Origin of the sequence: Aeromicrobium terrae (genome assembly GCF_008039565.1) — a bacterium.
Lineage (GTDB): Bacteria > Actinomycetota > Actinomycetes > Propionibacteriales > Nocardioidaceae > Aeromicrobium > Aeromicrobium terrae.
In genome coordinates, this window is record NZ_VDUX01000003.1 from 207,443 (window position 1) to 222,194 (window position 14,752).

Genomic DNA, 14,752 nt, shown 5'->3' on the forward strand with positions numbered 1-14,752 from the left:
CATCAGGGTAGTGCGGACTTTGGGCCGTCCCCGGCGTCTGGCACCATGGCCACGATGTCCGAGGCGTACTGGCTGGCAGTGATGCAATCCGGTCGCGAGGTGCCGGCCGACCGGTCCCTCGACGAGCTCACCGTGGACCTGGTCGAGATGCTCGGCCACCCGAACCCGCGCCTTCGCGAGGACCTGGCCTACCCGCTGCTGACCACCTGGATCGGCAACGGCGTCTACGACGACCTGCTCACCGGCCTGGGCGACGGCATCGTCCCGGGGCTCCGCTACGGGTTGGGGCACGACGGCGACGTCTCGGTGATCCGGCGCAGCTACAGCGCACTGATGCTGGCCGAGATCATCGGCCGCGACAACGACCAGCACCTGCTGCCGGAGTCGTCGGTGCTCGACTGGGGAGACCGCGCCACCAGCTGGTACATCCGCGAGCAGGACCACCGCGGCTGGATCCCCGAGCAGGGCTGGGCGCACGCGATCGCGCACGGCGCCGACCTGCTCGCGGCGCTCGCCCGCTCCCGGCACTTCGGCCGGCTGGAGCTCACCGTGCTCCTCGACGTCATCGCCGACCGCGTGCTGACGCCGACGTCCTACATCTGGCGGCACGGTGAGGACGACCGCCTCGCCTATGCCGTCATGACGCTCCTGCACCGCAACGCCCTCGACCCGGGCATCGTCGAGCCGTGGCTCAACCGGCTGGGCCAGGGCATCAAGCCGCCGCGCACCCGCGGGCACCTGGAGGCGGAGTGGCCGTCGCCGTCGGCGGGCAACACGTCCGGGTTCCTGCGCGCGCTGCACCTGCAGCTGGCGCTCGGCGTGCAGGGCCGCGCCGACCTGCGCAGCGACGAGGAGCTGTTCGCCGAGCAGCCGGCCCACCGCGCCGACCTGCTGCTCGCCGTGCTCGACCAGATCCGCGCCGAGAGCCCATGGCTGTACCGCCCCACGACGCGCGCCAAGCCGGTCGAGTGAGGTCGAGGTTGACCGGGCAGTAACCTGCGAACATGACGCAGGCTGACGATCAGACCACCGAGAGCGCCACGACCGACGTCCACGGCGGGATCCTCGCCCTCGACGTCGCGCGGGCGCACGGGGTCGATGCCATGTTCACCCTCTCGGGTGCGCACGTGTTCCCCATGTACGACGCGGCGGTGAAGACCGAGCCGAACGTGCCGATCATCGACGTCCGGCACGAGCCGACCGCCGTGTTCGCCGCCGAGGCGATCGGCAAGCTGACCCGCACGCCCGGCCTCGCCGTGCTGACGGCGGGCCCCGGCGTCACGAACGGCGTGAGCCCGGTGGCGCAGGCGAGCTTCGCCGGGTCGCCGCTCGTGGTGATCGGCGGTCGCGCCCCGGCCGGCCGCTGGGGCAGCGGCAGCCTGCAGGAGATCGACCAGCCGCCGATCTTCACCACCATCACCAAGTCGGCCGCCACGGCACACGCCGTCGAGGACATCGCGCCCACCATCGACGAGGCGTTCACGCTGGCCGGCTCGTCGCACCGCGGCCCGACGTTCGTCGACATCCCGATGGACCAGTTCTTCGCGAGCGCGCCCGCCGCATCGTCGGCCGGCAACACCACCGCGGCGATCGAGCCCGACGGCGACGACCTCCGCCGCGTCGCCGAGCTGATCCGCGGCGCCGAACGACCCGTCCTGGTGCTCGGCACCGACGTGTGGGCCGACCACGCCGAGGAGGCCGCGCTGCGCTTCGTCGAGGAGACCGGCATGCCGGTCCTCGCCAACGGCATGGGCCGCGGCATCGTGCCCGGCGGCCACCCGCAGCTGGTGACCAAGGCACGCTCGGCGTCGTTCAACCAGGCCGACCTGGTGATCGTCGTCGGCACGCCGCTCGACTTCCGCCTCGGCTACGGCGTCTTCGGCGGGAAGGACGGCGGCACCCCGGCCCGGACCGTCCACATCGCCGACTCCCCCGGGCAGGTCTCGCAGCACGCCGAGCTCGCCGCGTCGGCGTCCGGCGACCTCACCGCGGTCTTCACGGGCATCTACGACGCGTTGACCGCCCCCGCCGAGCACGGGCGCCGTCCCGACTGGACGCCGTGGCTCCAGTCACTGCAGACCGAGGTCGCCGCGGCCAACGCGCGCGACGACGAGCTGCTGAAGGCCGAGGCCGACCCGATCCACCCGGCCCGCATCTACGGCGAGCTGCTCCCCCGCCTCGCGGACGACGCGATCGTCATCGGCGACGGCGGCGACTTCGTGTCGTTCGCGGGCAAGTTCGTCGAGCCGCAGCGCCCCGGCGGCTGGCTCGACCCCGGCCCGTACGGCTGCCTCGGCGCCGGCATGGGAGCGGCGATGGCCGCGCGCCTCACCCGGCCCTCCGCGCAGGTCGTCCTGCTCTACGGCGACGGCGCCGCCGGCATGTCGCTGGTCGACGTCGACACCCTCGTCCGCCACAACCTGCCGGTCGTGATGGTCGTCGGCAACAACTCGGCCTGGGGCCTGGAGAAGGGCCCGATGCAGCTCCTCTACGGCTACGACGTCGCCGCCGACCTCGCCCCGAGCACCCGCTACGACCAGGTCGTCACGGCGCTCGGCGGTGGCGGCGAGATGGTCACCGACCCGCGCGAGATCGGTCCGGCCCTGGACCGCGCGTTCGCGTCCGGCGTCCCGTACCTGGTCAACGTCATCACCGACGTGAACGCCGCGTACCCCCGCAACACGCTCGGTGTCTGACCTGCTCCTGCGTCGGGCCCGACCCGACGAGGCAGCGGCGGTCGGAGCGCTGACGGTGGCCGGCTACGACGCGAACGGGTACCTGGTGCGACCCGACGGGAGCCGCGACCACGACTACGCCGCCGTGCTCGGCGACGGCGCGACGCGGGCGGACGATGCCGTCGTCATGGTCGCCGTGGACGCCGACGCTCCGGACACGCTGCTCGGCACCGTCACCTGGTGCCCGGAGGGCTCGTCGTTGCGCGAGCTCGCCGTCCGCGACGACCAGGGCGAGTTCCGCATGCTCACCGTCGCCCCCGAGGCCCGGCGCCGGGGTGTCGGTGCGGCGCTGCTCGACTGGTGCGTCACGGAGGCGCGGTCCACCGGCCTGCGGGAGATCGTGCTGAGCACCTTGCCCGAGATGACGGACGCCCATCGCCTGTACGAGTCGCGCGGATTCCGCCACCGTCCGGAGCTCGACTGGGAGCCGCTCGACGGCGTCGTGCTCTGGGGCTTCTCGCTCTCGCTCTGAGCGGATCAGCAGCGCGTGCCAGAGTGTGGCCATGGCTGAACCACGCAGCGCCACCGTCACGCACACCGTCTCCGACGCCGACACCGCCGCAGCGCTGGGCAGCGGCGACCTCGCCGTGCTCGGCACGCCGCGCCTCGTCGCGTGGTGCGAGGAGGCGACCTGCGCCGCGCTGGACCTCGACCCGGCGAGCACCAGCGTCGGCACCCGGGTCGACGTCGAGCACCTGGCGGCCTCGCCGGTGGGCGCGGAGGTCACCGCCACCGCCACGCTCGTGCACGAGGACGGCCGGCTCCTGCGGTTCCAGGTCGTCGCGCACGACGCGGGCGGCACCCTGCTGGGCACCGGGGAGATCCGCCGGGTCGTCGTGGACCGTGAGCGGTTCCTGGCGCGGGTGCCCGGTGTGGGAGACTAGGACGTCCCGACAGCGTCATCAGGTGGGGAGGATCCCATGGGCAAGACCGGCCGCAAGCGCCGCGCGCGTCGCAAGAAGAGCGCGAACCACGGCAAGCGCCCCAACGCTTGACACACGAAGACCCCCGTCACCGCGACGGGGGTCCTTCTCTGTCTACTGCTGCCGGCGGCTCTGGGTGATCTGCACCTCGACGGTGCGGATCGAGTAGAGCACCTTCTCGCGCAGCGGCTGCGGGGCGACCTCGGAGCACGAGCGCGAGACGAGCGCCTTGACCACGCGCTCGAGGTCGTACTCGGTCAGGCAGTGCGAGCAGCTGTCGATGTGCGCCTGGATCTCGGAGACCGTGGCGGAGTCGATCTCCTCGTCGATGAAGGCGTACAGGTTCTGCAGGGCCTTCTCGCAGTCGGGTCCGTCGCAGGGGCTCATGCGTTCTCACCTGCTCCCGTGGTGACGGCCATGCCGCGCTCGCGCGCGTAGTCGGCGAGCCGCTCGCGCAGCTGCCGGCGACCGCGGTGCAGCCGCGACATCACCGTGCCGATGGGCGTGTCCATGATCTCGGCGATCTCCTTGTACGGGAATCCCTCGACGTCGGCGAGGTAGACCGCGTAGCGGAAGTCTTCCGGCAGCGCCTGCAGGGCGTCCTTGACGTCGCTGTCGGGCAGGTGCTCGAGCGCCTCCATCTCGGCGGACTTGAGCCCGGACGAGCTGTGGGACTCGGCGGCGGCGACCTGCCAGTCCTCGATCTCGTCGGTGACCTGCTGCGGCTGGCGCTGCTTCTTGCGGTACGAGTTGATGTACGTGTTGGTCAGGATGCGGTACAGCCACGCCTTGAGGTTGGTGCCGGGCGTGAACTGGTGGAAGGCGCTGAACGCCTTCGCGTACGTCTCCTGGACGAGGTCCTCGGCGTCCTGGGGGCTGCGGGTCATGCGCAGGCCGGCGGAGTAGAGCTGGTCCAGGAAGGGCAGGGCGTCGGCCTCGAACCGGGCCTGGCGTTGTTCAGGCGTCTCGGTCTCGAGGTCGATCTCAGGAAGCTGTGCCCCTTCTGAGGGCGAGGTGTCGGTCATCGTGCCCCAGCCTACTCCGGGGCGCAGACGGACGTCGGGGCGCTGAGCAGCGGTTGGACGTTCGGGACACGCGAGCATGTCTAGTGGAACGAGGCGCCGGTGCCGCCTATTCCGAGGCGCCGTCCTCGAGGGGGATCGGCTGGACGAGCTCGGGGCCGTTGTTGCGCACGTTGTTGACCGCCTTGGAGACCGGCCAGGCGTCCAGCAGACCGGGCGCCGCGGGGACCAGGAGGCCGAGCAGCTCGTCGGTGGGGTGTGGGGCCGGGTCGAGCCAGGCGTCCAGGTCGTCGGGCTGCACGAGCAGGGGCATCCGGTCGTGCAGGTGGCCGAGGTCGTCGGTGGCCGACGTGGTGAGGATCGTGAAGGTGATCAGCCAGTCGGCGTCGTCCGACTCCTTCCAGAACTCGTACAGGCCGGCCATCGCGAGCACGGAGCGGTCCTTGGGCGTGATGAAGAACGGCTGCTTGGGCTGCTTGCTGCCCTTCAGCGCGGGCTCGCCGCCGGCGTACCACTCGTAGTAGCCGTCGGCCGGGACGATCGCGCGGCGCCGGGCGAACGCCTTCTTGAACGCCGGCTTCTCGGCCACCGTCTCGCTGCGGGCGTTGATCATGCGGTTGCCGATCTTGCGGTCCTTGGCCCAGCTGGGAACCAGCCCCCACGTGGCGGTGAGCGCCTCCCGATGCTCTCCGTCGTCGGTGGAGCGCGTGATGACGAGTGGCGCCTCCTTGGTGGGCGCCATGTTGTAGTCCGGCTCCAGCTCGACGAACGAGTTGGCCAGCTCGACCCCGAACGCGTCGTTCAGCGACGCCGAGGTCTGCGTCGTGGCATAGCGACCGCACATGCGGCCAGACTCCCACAGCGTTCCGACTCCCATGGTCGTTGATCCTGTCGAAGCGACTCCTTTCGACAAGCTCAAGGAACGGGAGCTGCCGACCCGGTCTCGCGTCCACCCCTGGAGGCGCGGGACCGGGCCGGTCAGCGGGTCAGGCCGGCCATCGTCCAGACGACGTCGTCCTCCTCGGGCGGCAGCTCCTCGACCCACGTGCGCGGTGGAGGACTCCCCGCCGTCGTGTGTCTCAGGAGCACGCCGAGCAGGCCGAGCGTGGTGGCGTCCGCACGATCACGACGCGCCAGGACGGCGAACCGACCGGTGGCGACCTGCGCCACGGTCTCGTCGCCGGTGAACACCGTGCGCAGCGCGCCCGCGACCTCGAGCGCCCACAGGGACGACTCGAGGGCGTTGGTGGCGTCGGGCCGCGTGAGCTCGACGACCACCAACGCGTGACGGTCCGGCACGAGGTGACCCGCTCCCTCTCGGGACGCCTCGCGGTACACGTCACCCAGACGGGCGCGCAGGTGCGGCACGGTGCTCAACGACGTCAACGGGTCCTCGCACGACACGTCGTGCAGGGACCTGGACGTCTCCTCGGCCCAGGCGACGCAGGCCGCCCGGACCGTGCTGTGGTCGGGCACGCCGGCGTACGCCCGCTCCACGAGGTCGATCACCTCATGGAGCGGGACGCCCCTGGCTGCTGCACTCGCTCCCACCTCGTGTGCAACAGCGCCGACGTCGGGTCCGCCGTCGCGGACGGCGTCCACCAGCTGCTGTGCGCCGGTGATCGAACCGTCCATGACGACCTCCCCTCTCAATGGCCTGACAGTGAGGAGACGTGGGAGGACACTGGTCATGACGCGGGTCCGGCGAACTTTTTCGTGACCCGGAGCCGTGCCGCTCGTTCGAGCAGGTGACAGGAGGGGTGCACGTGTCGGACGTGGTGGAAGGCCAGGACGCGTCCGCGGCGTCGGTCGAGCTGGACGACGCCGCGCTGATCAGTGCTGTCCGGTCCGGCGACACCGCCGCGTACGGGACCCTGTTCGATCGGCACCGCGACGCGGCCACGCGGCTCGCGCGTCAGCTGTCGCCCTCCGACGCCGACGACCTGGTGGCCGAGTCGTTCACCCGGGTGCTCGCGCTGCTCCAGGACGGCAAGGGTCCGGAGCTGGCGTTCCGCGCCTACCTGCTCACGGCCGTCCGCCGCCTGCACGTCGACCGCGTGCGGTCCACGGCCAAGGTCCGGCCCACGGACGACGACGTCGAGCTCGACCGGCCGACCCCGTCCGCCGACCGCTCGGAGATCGCCTTCGAGAGCGCGGCCGCGGCCGCCGCGTACGCCGCGCTGCCCGAGCGCTGGCAGATGGTGCTCTGGCACCTCGACGTGGAGGGCGAGAAGCCGGCCGCCGTCGCGCCGCTGCTCGGGATGTCGCCCAACGGCGTCTCCGCACTCGCCTACCGGGCCCGTGAGGGGCTCCGTCAGTCGTACCTCCAGCACCACCTCTCGATCACCCAGGACGCGGACTGCCGCAGCTGCACGAGCCGGCTCGCCGCCTACGTGCGCCGTGGGCTCTCCGCGCGCGCCGGTGCCGAGGTCGAGGCGCACCTCGACCACTGCCGACGGTGCACGGGCCTCTACCTGGAGCTGATCGAGGTCAACCGTGACCTCGGCGGCATGCTCGTCCCGGCCGTGCTCGGCGTCTCCGCCACCGGCTACCTCACCGCCGCCGCTGCGGCCGGGGCCGCGGGGGTCGCCGGCACCGCGGCCGGCGCGGTCGGGATCAAGGTCGTGCTGTCCACGGCCGCCAAGGCGATGGTGGAGCCGGTCAAGGCCGCCGGGACGGCGCTCGGCCCGAGCGGGGTCGCGGCCAGTGCCGTCGTCGCCACCGTCGCGACCGCCGGCATCGTCACCGTGGCCACCCAGAGCAAGGACGTGGACCCTCCTCCGGCCGCCGTGGCGTCGTCCCCCGCGCCGACCGCGACGCCGGAGGCCTCCCCGAGCCCGACGCCGGAGCCGTCGCCCAGCGAGGAGGCGCTCGTGGTGCCGCTCCCCACTCCCTCGCCGACGCTCACACCTGAGCCCGTCGTCGAGGAGCCGGCCGCCACCGAGACCCCTGAGCCCGAGCCCACCGTGGAGCCGCCGCCCGTCGGGGTGACCGACTTCGGCATCGGCACGGCGACGGTGAGCCGCGACACCGCCTTCTGGCAGCGTCGCGTGACGGTCCCGGTCACCGCGCACGCCGAGCCGCACCCGGTGGCGCGCACCGTCTCGCTCCGCGTCGACTTCGACCGTCGTGAGCGGTTCCGCGGCACGATCAGCCCCGGGTGGGCGTGCAACGCGGCCGTGGGCCAGCGGCTCCGCAGCGTCACCTGCACCGCCACGCTCGCACCGGGCGAGGGCGGGACGCTCGTGTTCCGCGTCCTCGGCCTGTCCGCGCCCGGCACGGCCCGGGTCACCGCGCCCGACGACCCCGATCCGGCCAACGACGCCCGCCGGCTCGTCGCCAGGCTCGGCCTGCTCGCGTTGTGAACCTCTGAAGGCGTGCCAAGAATGGAGGCATGACCCTTCTGCGCTCCGTGGCCCGTCCGATGCTCGCGTCGATGTTCGTCTACGGGGGTGTGAACGCCCTGCGCAACGCCTCGGCGATGGCGCCCAAGGCGCAACCGGTCGCCGATCTCATCACCAAGGCGGCCCCCGACGCGCCGACGATCTCCGCGGCCAACCTGGTGCGGGCCAACGGCGCCATCCACGTCGTCGCCGGCACCGCGCTCGCCACCGGCCGCCTGCCGCGCCTGTCGGCACTCGTCCTGGCCGGCACGCTCGTGCCCACCACGGCGATGGGTCACCAGTTCTGGGACCAGGACGACCCCGCGGCCGCGCAGAACCAGCGCATCCACTTCACCAAGAACCTGTCGATGATCGGCGGCCTGCTGATGGCCACGCTCGACCCCGACCCGCACAAGAAGATCCTTCCCCGCCGGGCGAAGGACAAGGTCGCCGAAGGCATCGAGCACCTGAAGGGCTGACTGACGTCGGGTCTGCGGTTTACCAGGTTCAGTGGGCAAACGAGCACCCCTCCGGGCAAATTTGCCTTGAGATGTGTCAGCTTGCCCACTGAACCTGGTAAACCGCAGACGAGCGCGAGACGGGATCGGCCCTAGAGTTGGGCGCGATGAACTCACCCGCGCCCTGGCTCGCGCCGCGCTGCACGACGCCCTTGGACGCACGGGTGAGGCTGCCCGGGTCGAAGTCGCTGACCAACCGGCTGCTCGTGCTGGCGGCGATCGCCGACGGGCCGTCGGTGATCGCGCGGCCGCTCGACTCCCGCGACACGACGCTGATGGCGGACGCGCTGGAGGCGCTCGGCGCGACGATCGAGCGCGGCGACGACGCCTGGACCGTCACGCCGATCCCGGCGGACGCACCGCCACGGAACGCGTCCGTCGACTGCGGCCTGGCCGGCACCGTCATGCGGTTCGTGCCCGCGCTCGCGGCCCTCACGGCGGCGACGGTGACGTTCGACGGCGACGAGCGGGCCCGCGTGCGGCCGATGGCGACGACGATCGACACCCTGCGCGCCCTCGGCGTGACGGTCGAGGACGACGGCCGCGGCTCGCTCCCGTTCACCGTGCACGGCACGGGCCGGGTGAAGGGCGGGCCGCTCGAGGTCGACGCCTCCGCGTCCAGCCAGTTCGTCTCCGCGCTGCTGCTCGCGGCACCGCACCTCACCGAGGGCCTCGACCTGCGTCACGTCGGGCCGCCGCTGCCGTCGCTCCCCCACGTCCTGATGACCGTCACCGAGCTGCGCCGTCGCGGGGTGGTCGTCGACGACTCCACCCCCGACCGGTGGACCGTCGCCCCCGGCCCGGTCGCCGCGCTGGACGCGGAGGTCGAGGCCGACCTCTCGAATGCCGGGGCCTTCGTCGCGGCCGCCCTGGTCACCGGCGGCTCCGTGCGGGTCGAGGCCTGGCCGGAACGCACCGAGCAGGCGGGCGACGCCTGGCGGAGCATCGCGGCGGCGTTCGGCGGCACGGTGGAGCGGGACGGCACCGACCTCGTCGTCTCGGCGCAGGGACCGCTGACCGGCGTGGAGCTGGACCTGCACGACGTCGGCGAGCTGACCCCGGTCGTGGCGGCGGTGGCGGCGCTCGCCGAGGGACCGTCCCGGCTCACCGGCATCGCCCACCTCCGCGGGCACGAGACCGACCGACTGGCCGCCCTGGCCACCGAGATCACCAAGCTCGGCGGCGACGTCACGGAGCTCGACGACGGCCTGGAGATCCGGCCGCGGCCGCTGCACGGCGGGACGTTCGCCACGTACGACGACCACCGGATGGCTCATGCCGGCGCCGTGCTCGGTCTCCGCGTCCCGGACCTGTACCTCGACGACGTCGGCACCACGGCCAAGACCTGGCCGGGCTTCGCCGACGCGTGGAAGGAGCTCGTGTCGTGAGGAACGACGACGAGCACGCCGCGTTCGAGCGTCCCAAGCGACGCTCGCGACCGCGCACCAAGGACCGCCCGGACTACCGCGATGCCCCGGAGGGCCGCGTCATCACGATCGACCGGGGCCGGTACACCGTCGCCCTCGCCGAAGACGACCGCGTCATCACGGCGATGAAGTCGCGCCCGCTCGGCAAGCAAGGTGTCGTGGTGGGCGACGAGGTGAAGCTCGATGGCGACGTCAGCGGCGCGGAGGGCACCCTCGCGCGGATCGTCGAGGTCCTTCCCCGCCGCACCGTCCTGCGGCGCACGGCGGACGACGACGACCCGATCGAGCGCGTCGTGGTGGCGAACGCCGACCAGCTGGTCGTGGTCGCGGCGCTCGCCGACCCGCCGCTGCGGCTCGCCCTCGTCGACCGGTGCCTGGTGGCCGCGTTCGACGCCGGCATGGAGCCGCTGGTCTGCCTCACCAAGGCCGACCTCGCGCCCGCGGACGAGGTCGTCGCCCTGCTCGAGCCGCTCGACGTCCGCACCGTCGTCACGTCCCGCGACGGCGATCTCAGCGAGCTGCGCGACCTCCTCACCGGCCGCACGAGCGTGCTCGTCGGGCACAGCGGGGTGGGCAAGTCCACGCTGGTCAACGCCCTGATCCCCGACGCCGAACGCCGCACCAGCCACGTCAACGAGGTCACCGGCCGCGGGCGGCACACCTCCACGTCGGCGATCGCGCTCGAGCTGGACGGCGACGGCTGGATCATCGACACCCCGGGATTCCGTTCGTTCGGGCTCGCGCACGTCGACGTCGACCACGTCATCCGCGCGTTCCCGGACCTGGACGAGGCCAGCGCCGGCTGCCCCCGAGGCTGCACCCACGCGGCCACCGAGCCGGAGTGCGCGCTCGACGCCGGCGTCGCGGACGGCACCCTGCGGGCCGACCGGGTCGCCTCGTTCCGGCGGATCCTCAGCAGCCGGGACAGCGACTAAGCGTTCTCGGGCACCTCGTAGAGGGCGCTCATCGGGCAGACCGAGATGCCCTCGCGGGCGTCGTCCTCGCGTCCCTCGGGGACGTCCTTCGCCGGACCGATGTTGCTGTACCCGTCGTCGTCGAGCGTGAAGAAGTCGGCCCACACCTCCTCGCACTGCGCCTGACCCGCGCACTGGTCGTTGTCCACGCCCACCTTCATGCTCGTTCCTCTCGTCGACGGTCGTTGTCAGCAACGTACTCGTGATCAGCCTCGATGGGGCGTCACGGCTCGCGCCGGATTTCACCCGCGCGGATCGAGCCGCTACGGTGGACGACGGTCCGCCTCACGAGGGCGGGCGCCCACGAGGAGCTCTCTGTGCGTACCAGCAAGACCTACCGCATCACCGCGGCCGCCGTCATGGCGACGGTCGCCGCCGCCACCGTCGTGACGTTCGCCCGGGCCGACGACAGCCCGAAGCCGACCGCCGCTCCGGCGCTCCCGGCCGTCTCGGACACCTTCCCGGCGCCGAACGTGAGCAGCCCGGAGCCGACGCAGGACGCGGACCCCACCACGGCCCCGCAGGTCGTCGTGCCGGTCTCGCCGAGCCCGAGCGCCACCACGGCCACCAGTCGCTCGTCCACGCGCAAGACCACCAAGCCGAAGCCGACGCACTCGCCGTCGCCGTCGCCCTCGCCGAGCCCCGAGGGTCATCACCCGCTCCGCGACCTCATCGAAGCGCTCTTCGACTGACCTGTCCGGCGCCGAACTCCGGACGCCGCTTCTCCAGGAACGCCGCGACACCCTCGACCCCGTCCGGCTCCGCCGCCCGCTCACGGATCGACAGCGTCTCCGCGCGCATCGCCCGCTCCGGTGCCGGGTCAGCCGTGCTGCGGAGCAGCCGCTTCGTCGCGGCGAACGCCGCCGCCGGTCCTGCGGCCAGCTTCTGCGCGAGCGCGTCCGCAGCGCCGGCCAGCTCCGCGTCGTCGTGCACCTGGGCGACGAGCCCGGCGGCCTGAGCCTGCTCGGCGTCCAGGACGTCGTTCAGCAGGGCCAGCCGCAGCATGCGGTGCAGCCCGAGGGTGTGGACCAGCAGACTCGTCCCGCCGTCGACGCTGAAGCCGATCTTCGTGTAGCCGAGGGTGAACGACGCCGACCGCGAGGCCAGCACGATGTCCGCGGCGGCGGCCAGCGGGAAGCCGGCCCCGGCGGCGGCGCCCTGCACCACGCTGACGACCACGGCGTCATTGCGGACGAGGTCGCTCACCGCGCGGTGCAGCGCCTCGGCGAGGTCGTCGATGTACGCGCCGACGTCGTCGACGGACCCGAACGAGCCGAGGTCGCCGCCGACGCAGAAGAACCGCCCGGTCGACGACAGCAGGATCACGCGGGCGGCGTCGGAGCGCGAGCGACGCACCGCGTCCTGCAGCTCGGCCACCATCGCGGTGTTGATCGGGTTGCCGTGGTCGCCGTCGCACAGCGTGATCCGGGCGATGCCGTCGGCGAAGGCGTAGTCGACGTGAGAAGCCATGTCGGGAGCCTAGTGCGGCTCCTGATGGGTTCGGACGGTGGAGACCGGCGAAGAACTTCGGTTGGATGTGTCGTATCGGCGGCACCTCGTTCGTGGACCAGGTGAGAGGCAGTCAGCCTGCTGCCGCCGACGAGAGGAACGACCATGACGCAGTACCTGTTGTCCGTGCACCCGGACCAGTCTGTGTACGACCTGCCCGACGAGGAGAAGCAGGAGTCCTGGGACGCCACCGGCGTCTTCAACGAGGAGATCCAGGCCGAGGGCATCTGGGTCTTCGCGAACGGGCTCACCCGTGCCTCCGACGCCACGACCGTCGACGCCACCGGCAGCGAGGTCGTCGTCACCGACGGCCCGTTCGCCGAGGCCAAGGAGCACCTCGGCGGGTTCTGGATCATCGACGTCCCCGACCTCGATGCGGCCCTGGCCGTCGCCGAGCGCGCCTCGAAGGCGTGCGGCGAGGCCGTCGAGGTCCGCCCCTTCGAGGGCGAGTGAGCGCTCCCGCCGACGTCCACGCGGAGATCTCCCGGATCGTCCGCGAGGAGCACGGCATCGTGGTGGCCTCGCTCGCCCGGCGCTTCGGTGATCTCGACATCGCCGAGGACGCCGTGGCGGAGGCCCTCCTGATCGCCGTGGAGCGGTGGCCGGTCGACGGCTTCCCCCCGAACCCGGCGGCGTGGCTCACCACCACCGCCGGCAACAAGGCCATCGACCGCATCCGCCGCGAGTCCAAGCGGGACGAGAAGCACCAGGCCGCTCTCATGATCACCGACGACACCCCACCCGAGCCGACCGGGCCGGTCGAGGACGACCGGCTCCGGCTGGTCTTCACCTGCTGCCACCCCGCCCTCTCCCCCGAGGCTCGCGTGGCCCTGACGCTGCGCCTGCTCGGCGGCCTCACAGTGGCCGAGATCGCCCGCGCGTTCTTCGTCCCCGAGACCACGATGGCGCAGCGCATCACCCGAGCGAAGGCCAAGATCAAGGCCGCGAAGATCCCGTACCGGGTGCCGGACACGTCCGACCTCGCCGGGCGGCTCGGCGCCGTGCTCGCAGTGGTCTACCTCGTGTTCAACGAGGGCTACCTCGCCGGCTCCGGCGACGAAGCCCTGCGTGTCGACCTCTCCGACGAGGCGATCCGGCTCGGCCGGGTGCTGCGCCAGCTGCTGCCCGACGAGGGCGAGGTGGCCGGGCTCCTGGCGCTGATGCTGCTCACCGACGCCCGGCGCGAGGCCCGCGTCGCGGGCGGGGAGCTGGTCACGCTCGACGAGCAGGACCGCGGCAGCTGGGATCGCGCGCTCATCGCCGAGGGCCACACGCTGGTGCGCGAGTGCCTCGAGCGCGTGGCGTCCGGCGGCACCGGACCCGGTCAGTACCAGCTGATGGCGGCCATCAACGCGGTGCACACGGACGCCCCGGACGCGCGCGACACCGACTGGAGCCAGGTCGTGGCGCTCTACGACCAGCTCATGGCGGTCGCGCCCACCCCGGTCGTCGAGCTGAACCGCGCGATCGCGATGGCCGAGCTCGACGGCCCGGACGTCGGCCTCGCCCTGGTCGACCGGCTCGACCTCGACGGGTACCACGCGTGGCACGTCGCCCGCGCCGACCTGCTGCGACGCCTCGGCCGCGGGTCCGAGGCCCGGGCGGAGTACGACGCCGCGATCGCCGCGACGGAGAACCCCGCGGAGCGGGCCCATCTCACGCGGCGCCGCGACCAGATCTCGAACGCCTGAGAATTTTTTTCCGCCGACCTGTCGTATCCGGTCCCCGGCGTTCGTGGACAGGGTGAGAGGCAGCACCGGGCTGCCGCACCGTCCAGGAGCTCGACATGACCAGCATCACCGCCACCCCCTTCGGCACCACCACCCGCACCACCCGTCCCGCCGTCTGGCGCCCGACCGTCGTCGCCGGCCTCGCCGCCGCCGTCGTGACCAGCGCCCTCGCCGCGGCCCTGCACGCCGCCGGCGTCTCGTTCGAGATCGACGGGGAGGCCATCCCGACCGCGGGCTTCGCCAACATGGTCCTCATGTGCGTCGCCGCCGGCGACGCGCTCGCCCTCGGCGTCCGTCGCTTCGCGAGCGACCCGCGCCGCACGTTCGTCCGCACCACCGTCGGCCTGACCGTCCTGTCGTTCGTGCCGGACCTGACGTTCCCGATGGACGTCGAGACGCGCTGCTCGCTGATCGCGCTGCACGTCGTCGCCGCGGCCATCGTCATCCCCGCCATGGCGCGCGCCCTCGGCGAGCGACGCTGAGATCAACCCTCCTCGCTCCTCGCGGACCCGGATACCATCGGCATCCGGG

The 14,752-nt window shown here is 72.4% G+C and carries 19 protein-coding genes; 13 read left to right on the plus strand and 6 right to left on the minus strand.

Annotation, left to right across the window (positions count from 1 at the left end):
- Window positions 1-54 precede the first annotated feature (54 nt).
- From FHP06_RS07660 to FHP06_RS16330, 5 genes are read left to right on the plus strand one after another with little or no spacing between them, the layout of a single operon-like run.
- Window positions 55-972, plus strand: a complete 918-nt coding sequence (locus FHP06_RS07660; protein WP_147685459.1) for a DUF2785 domain-containing protein — start codon at window positions 55-57, stop codon at window positions 970-972.
- A gap of 32 nt (window positions 973-1,004) precedes the next feature.
- Entirely contained in the window at window positions 1,005-2,696 is a 1,692-nt protein-coding gene (locus FHP06_RS07665; RefSeq protein WP_147685461.1) for an acetolactate synthase, read from the plus strand.
- Entirely contained in the window at window positions 2,689-3,207 is a 519-nt protein-coding gene (locus FHP06_RS07670) for a GNAT family N-acetyltransferase (protein ID WP_147685462.1), read from the plus strand. The genes FHP06_RS07665 and FHP06_RS07670 overlap by 8 nt, the downstream gene beginning before the upstream one ends.
- A gap of 31 nt (window positions 3,208-3,238) precedes the next feature.
- Complete coding sequence (locus tag FHP06_RS07675) at window positions 3,239-3,619, plus strand: thioesterase family protein (RefSeq protein ID WP_147685464.1); 381 nt, start codon at window positions 3,239-3,241, stop codon at window positions 3,617-3,619.
- Window positions 3,620-3,655: 36 nt separating this feature from the next.
- On the plus strand, window positions 3,656-3,730 hold the full coding sequence (locus FHP06_RS16330; RefSeq protein WP_407921286.1) for a 50S ribosomal protein bL37: 75 nt from the start codon (window positions 3,656-3,658) through the stop codon (window positions 3,728-3,730).
- Between the two features lie 42 nt (window positions 3,731-3,772).
- On the opposite strand, the gene rsrA is transcribed toward FHP06_RS16330, so the two are convergent.
- The 4 genes from rsrA to FHP06_RS07695 form a co-directional block, all read right to left on the minus strand.
- The gene (rsrA, locus tag FHP06_RS07680) at window positions 3,773-4,045 is read right to left on the minus strand and encodes a mycothiol system anti-sigma-R factor (RefSeq protein ID WP_147685466.1); all 273 of its coding nucleotides are present in this window, start codon (window positions 4,043-4,045) and stop codon (window positions 3,773-3,775) included.
- On the minus strand, window positions 4,042-4,683 hold the full coding sequence (locus FHP06_RS07685) for a sigma-70 family RNA polymerase sigma factor (protein WP_187271838.1): 642 nt from the start codon (window positions 4,681-4,683) through the stop codon (window positions 4,042-4,044). Before FHP06_RS07685 ends, rsrA begins: the two co-directional genes overlap by 4 nt.
- A 106-nt stretch (window positions 4,684-4,789) precedes the next feature.
- Window positions 4,790-5,557, minus strand: a complete 768-nt coding sequence (locus FHP06_RS07690; RefSeq protein ID WP_230973440.1) for an SOS response-associated peptidase — start codon at window positions 5,555-5,557, stop codon at window positions 4,790-4,792.
- A 101-nt stretch (window positions 5,558-5,658) separates the two neighbouring features.
- Entirely contained in the window at window positions 5,659-6,315 is a 657-nt protein-coding gene (locus FHP06_RS07695) for a hypothetical protein (RefSeq protein ID WP_147685470.1), read from the minus strand.
- A gap of 131 nt (window positions 6,316-6,446) precedes the next feature.
- Here FHP06_RS07695 and FHP06_RS07700 point away from each other — a divergent pair, with 131 nt between their 5' ends.
- From FHP06_RS07700 to rsgA, 4 genes are all read left to right on the plus strand, one after another.
- Window positions 6,447-8,045, plus strand: a complete 1,599-nt coding sequence (locus FHP06_RS07700; protein WP_187271839.1) for a sigma-70 family RNA polymerase sigma factor — start codon at window positions 6,447-6,449, stop codon at window positions 8,043-8,045.
- A 29-nt stretch (window positions 8,046-8,074) separates the two neighbouring features.
- Complete coding sequence (locus FHP06_RS07705) at window positions 8,075-8,542, plus strand: DoxX family protein (RefSeq protein WP_147685473.1); 468 nt, start codon at window positions 8,075-8,077, stop codon at window positions 8,540-8,542.
- A gap of 146 nt (window positions 8,543-8,688) precedes the next feature.
- Window positions 8,689-9,969, plus strand: a complete 1,281-nt coding sequence (aroA, locus tag FHP06_RS15985; protein WP_187271840.1) for a 3-phosphoshikimate 1-carboxyvinyltransferase — start codon at window positions 8,689-8,691, stop codon at window positions 9,967-9,969.
- Entirely contained in the window at window positions 9,966-10,943 is a 978-nt protein-coding gene (gene rsgA, locus FHP06_RS07710; protein ID WP_187271841.1) for a ribosome small subunit-dependent GTPase A, read from the plus strand. Before aroA ends, rsgA begins: the two co-directional genes overlap by 4 nt.
- Here the strand turns inward: rsgA and FHP06_RS07715 are convergent.
- A complete protein-coding gene (locus FHP06_RS07715; protein ID WP_147685475.1) occupies window positions 10,940-11,143 on the minus strand; it encodes a ferredoxin in 204 nt (67 codons plus the stop codon). The genes rsgA and FHP06_RS07715 overlap by 4 nt on opposite strands.
- Before the next feature lie 156 nt (window positions 11,144-11,299).
- On the opposite strand from FHP06_RS07715, the gene FHP06_RS07720 reads away from it, so the two are divergent.
- On the plus strand, window positions 11,300-11,674 hold the full coding sequence (locus FHP06_RS07720; RefSeq protein ID WP_147685477.1) for a hypothetical protein: 375 nt from the start codon (window positions 11,300-11,302) through the stop codon (window positions 11,672-11,674).
- On the opposite strand, the gene FHP06_RS07725 is transcribed toward FHP06_RS07720, so the two are convergent.
- Window positions 11,652-12,452: an enoyl-CoA hydratase/isomerase family protein gene (locus FHP06_RS07725; protein WP_147685478.1), complete on the minus strand. Its 801-nt coding sequence runs from the start codon at window positions 12,450-12,452 to the stop codon at window positions 11,652-11,654. The genes FHP06_RS07720 and FHP06_RS07725 overlap by 23 nt on opposite strands.
- A 144-nt stretch (window positions 12,453-12,596) precedes the next feature.
- Between FHP06_RS07725 and FHP06_RS16120 the strand changes: the two genes are divergently transcribed.
- From FHP06_RS16120 to FHP06_RS07735, 3 genes are all read left to right on the plus strand, one after another.
- Window positions 12,597-12,944, plus strand: a complete 348-nt coding sequence (locus FHP06_RS16120; protein ID WP_222706410.1) for a YciI family protein — start codon at window positions 12,597-12,599, stop codon at window positions 12,942-12,944.
- Window positions 12,941-14,182 carry an RNA polymerase sigma factor gene (locus tag FHP06_RS07730; RefSeq protein WP_222706411.1) on the plus strand — a complete coding sequence of 414 codons (1,242 nt, stop codon included), beginning with the start codon at window positions 12,941-12,943 and terminating at the stop codon, window positions 14,180-14,182. The genes FHP06_RS16120 and FHP06_RS07730 overlap by 4 nt, the downstream gene beginning before the upstream one ends.
- 95 nt (window positions 14,183-14,277) lie before the next feature.
- A complete protein-coding gene (locus FHP06_RS07735; RefSeq protein ID WP_147685482.1) occupies window positions 14,278-14,703 on the plus strand; it encodes a DUF6069 family protein in 426 nt (141 codons plus the stop codon).
- Window positions 14,704-14,752 lie beyond the last annotated feature (49 nt).

Bases quoted from the DNA above. Each gene is read 5' to 3' on its own strand.
- FHP06_RS07660 (WP_147685459.1), top strand. From the start codon at position 55: ATGTCCGAGGCGTACTGGCTGGCAGTGATGCAATCCGGTCGCGAGGTG.
- FHP06_RS07665 (WP_147685461.1), top strand. From the start codon at position 1,005: ATGACGCAGGCTGACGATCAGACCACCGAGAGCGCCACGACCGACGTC.
- FHP06_RS07675 (WP_147685464.1), top strand. From the start codon at position 3,239: ATGGCTGAACCACGCAGCGCCACCGTCACGCACACCGTCTCCGACGCC.
- rsrA (WP_147685466.1), bottom strand. From the start codon at position 4,045: ATGAGCCCCTGCGACGGACCCGACTGCGAGAAGGCCCTGCAGAACCTG.
- FHP06_RS07685 (WP_187271838.1), bottom strand. From the start codon at position 4,683: ATGACCGACACCTCGCCCTCAGAAGGGGCACAGCTTCCTGAGATCGAC.
- FHP06_RS07690 (WP_230973440.1), bottom strand. From the start codon at position 5,557: ATGGGAGTCGGAACGCTGTGGGAGTCTGGCCGCATGTGCGGTCGCTAT.
- FHP06_RS07695 (WP_147685470.1), bottom strand. From the start codon at position 6,315: ATGGACGGTTCGATCACCGGCGCACAGCAGCTGGTGGACGCCGTCCGC.
- FHP06_RS07705 (WP_147685473.1), top strand. From the start codon at position 8,075: ATGACCCTTCTGCGCTCCGTGGCCCGTCCGATGCTCGCGTCGATGTTC.
- aroA (WP_187271840.1), top strand. From the start codon at position 8,689: ATGAACTCACCCGCGCCCTGGCTCGCGCCGCGCTGCACGACGCCCTTG.
- FHP06_RS07715 (WP_147685475.1), bottom strand. From the start codon at position 11,143: ATGAAGGTGGGCGTGGACAACGACCAGTGCGCGGGTCAGGCGCAGTGC.
- FHP06_RS07725 (WP_147685478.1), bottom strand. From the start codon at position 12,452: ATGGCTTCTCACGTCGACTACGCCTTCGCCGACGGCATCGCCCGGATC.
- FHP06_RS16120 (WP_222706410.1), top strand. From the start codon at position 12,597: ATGACGCAGTACCTGTTGTCCGTGCACCCGGACCAGTCTGTGTACGAC.
- FHP06_RS07735 (WP_147685482.1), top strand. From the start codon at position 14,278: ATGACCAGCATCACCGCCACCCCCTTCGGCACCACCACCCGCACCACC.